Source organism: Streptococcus parasanguinis, from assembly GCF_001073155.1.
In the GTDB taxonomy this organism is placed as follows: domain Bacteria; phylum Bacillota; class Bacilli; order Lactobacillales; family Streptococcaceae; genus Streptococcus; species Streptococcus parasanguinis_D.
Genome location: NZ_JVEE01000010.1, coordinates 1 through 2,510 on the forward strand (window position 1 = coordinate 1; position 2,510 = coordinate 2,510).

3 protein-coding genes are annotated in these 2,510 nt (G+C 46.4%); all 3 read left to right on the plus strand.

Annotation, left to right across the window (positions count from 1 at the left end):
* Window positions 1-116: 116 nt before the first annotated feature.
* Window positions 117-614: a GAF domain-containing protein gene (locus tag ADH92_RS00680; RefSeq protein WP_049495976.1), complete on the plus strand. Its 498-nt coding sequence runs from the start codon at window positions 117-119 to the stop codon at window positions 612-614.
* Entirely contained in the window at window positions 614-2,290 is a 1,677-nt protein-coding gene (dnaX, locus tag ADH92_RS00685; protein WP_049495970.1) for a DNA polymerase III subunit gamma/tau, read from the plus strand. Before ADH92_RS00680 ends, dnaX begins: the two co-directional genes overlap by 1 nt.
* 38 nt (window positions 2,291-2,328) lie before the next feature.
* The coding region (locus ADH92_RS00690; RefSeq protein WP_049495973.1) for a DUF3272 family protein at window positions 2,329-2,510 on the plus strand (182 nt) is incomplete at its 3' end.

Consider the following 2,510-nt stretch of genomic DNA (forward strand, 5'->3'; position numbering starts at 1 on the left):
TGCGGAGGTGGGACGACGAAATCGAATTCTAACGAATTACTGATTTCTGTCCCACTCTCTTTTCTTTCGCTGTTTGAAGCTTAATTTTTGGGCAAAGATTTGGTATAATGGAAGGTATGAAACATTCGGAAAAAGAATCACAATACCAGCTCTTGCTGGCTCAATTAGATGCTCTCTTAACTGGAGAAACCAATGCCTTGGCTAATCTGTCCAATGCCAGTGCTCTCTTAAATCAAGCCCTGCCTCGTTCGGTCTTTGCGGGTTTTTATTTGTATGACCAAACGGAATTGATCTTGGGACCTTTTCAGGGAGGTGTTTCTTGTGTCCATATCGCTCTTGGAAAGGGTGTCTGTGGAGAAGCCGCTCAAAAGCGGGAAACCATGATTGTCGATGATGTGCGCCAACACGCTAATTATATTTCCTGTGATAGCCGGGCTATGAGTGAGATTGTGGTGCCTATGATCAAGGACGGTCAGCTCCTTGGGGTTTTAGATCTAGATTCAGAGTGTGTCTCTGACTATGATCAGCTGGATCAAGAGTATTTAGAAAAGTTTGTCGCTCTCTTGATCGATAAGACAAACTGGGACTTTAAGATGTTTGGAGTTAAGAACTAATGTATCAAGCTTTATATCGGAAATACCGTAGCCAGACCTTTGGCCAATTGGTCGGACAGCAAGTAGTGGCACGGACATTGAGACAGGCCGTCGAGCAGGAGAAGATCAGCCATGCCTATCTCTTTTCTGGTCCTCGTGGTACTGGGAAAACCAGTGTGGCCAAGATCTTTGCTAAGGCTATGAACTGTCCTAATCAAGTCAATGGGGAGCCGTGTAACGACTGCTATATCTGTGAATCCATCACCAATGGGAGCCTAGAAGATGTTATCGAGATCGATGCGGCCTCTAACAATGGGGTCGATGAAATTCGGGATATTCGCGACAAATCCACCTATGCTCCGAGTCTAGCCAAGCATAAGGTCTACATTATCGATGAGGTCCATATGCTCTCGACAGGGGCCTTTAACGCCTTGTTGAAGACGCTGGAAGAGCCGACGGAAAACGTAGTCTTTATCCTCGCAACAACGGAGTTACACAAGATTCCTGCGACCATTCTGTCACGGGTGCAACGCTTTGAATTTAAATCCATCAAACTGCCAGATATCGTTCACCATTTGGAAAGTATCTTAGCTACTGAAGGCATTGCCTATGAAGCAGATGCTGTTCAGATCATTGCCCGGCGCGCTGAAGGTGGGATGCGGGATGCCTTGTCCATTTTGGACCAAGCCCTGAGTCTGACTGCGGGTAGTGAGTTGACGACAGCAATCGCCGAAGAGATCACCGGCTCTATCAGCCTAGCTGCGCTTGATCAGTACGTAGCTGCCATTCTGGCTCATGATGCGACAGCGGCGCTGGATCAGCTGGCGATTATCTTTGATAATGGGAAGAATATGGCCCGTTTCGTCACGGACTTACTTCAATACTTGCGGGATCTTTTGATTGTCCAGACAGGTGGAGAAAATACCCACAATAGTGACTTGTTTGCCGTTAATCTTGAAGCCGATCAAGCCCGTCTTTTTGCCCTGATTGACCAGGCGACGACCAGTCTAGCGGATATCAAAAATAGTCTGCAACCGCGCATCTACACTGAAATGATGACCATTAAATTGGCTGAAAGCACAGGCCAAGTTTCTAACTCAGCTACTGTGGAGGTTCCTTCCAATCTGCTAGCTCAGCTGGAAGATTTGAAGAAGGAAGTCGCTCAACTCAAGCAACAGTTAGCGCAATCAGGTAGCAGTCTTCCTGCTTCAAAACCAGCAGTAGCTCGTCCAACCAAGTCGAGCAAGGGCTACTGTGCAGATCGAAACAAGGTCAATGCCATTTTACAAGAGGCGGTTGAAAACCCAGAGTTGGCACGAACCAACTTGATCCGTCTTCAGAACGCTTGGGGGGAAATCATCGAGAGCTTGGCAGGTGCGGATAAAGCCCTCTTAATCGGATCCCAGCCGGTCGCTGCCAATGAAAATCACGCTATTTTAGCCTTTGAGTCTGCCTTTAATGCTGAACAGACCATGAAGCGGGACAACCTCAATACCATGTTTGGAAATATCCTCAGTAATGCTGCCGGTTTCTCGCCAGAGATTTTAGCGGTTTCGATGGAAGAATGGACTCAAATTCGGGCAGAGTTTTCGGCTAAGGCGCGTGGGCAAAAAGCGGAAGTGGTGGAAGAAGAGGAAAGTGTCATCCCTGAGGAATTTCACTTTTTATCCGATAAAATCACCCTGCAAGACGATTAATACATGAATTTTTTACTGAATCATGGTAAAATAATTTTATGAATAGAAAACAATTTGCAGTGATAGCAGTCTTTACTGCTATGGAGACATACTTTTTCAATGAAGCGACCATGGCGGGTCAAATGCTCTTTGCATGCTTTTGGGCCCTCTTGATCTTGCGCAATCTCCAGACGGCCTATATGGTGGAGAAGATTGCTAGTGCCATTGAAAAAGAAATCAG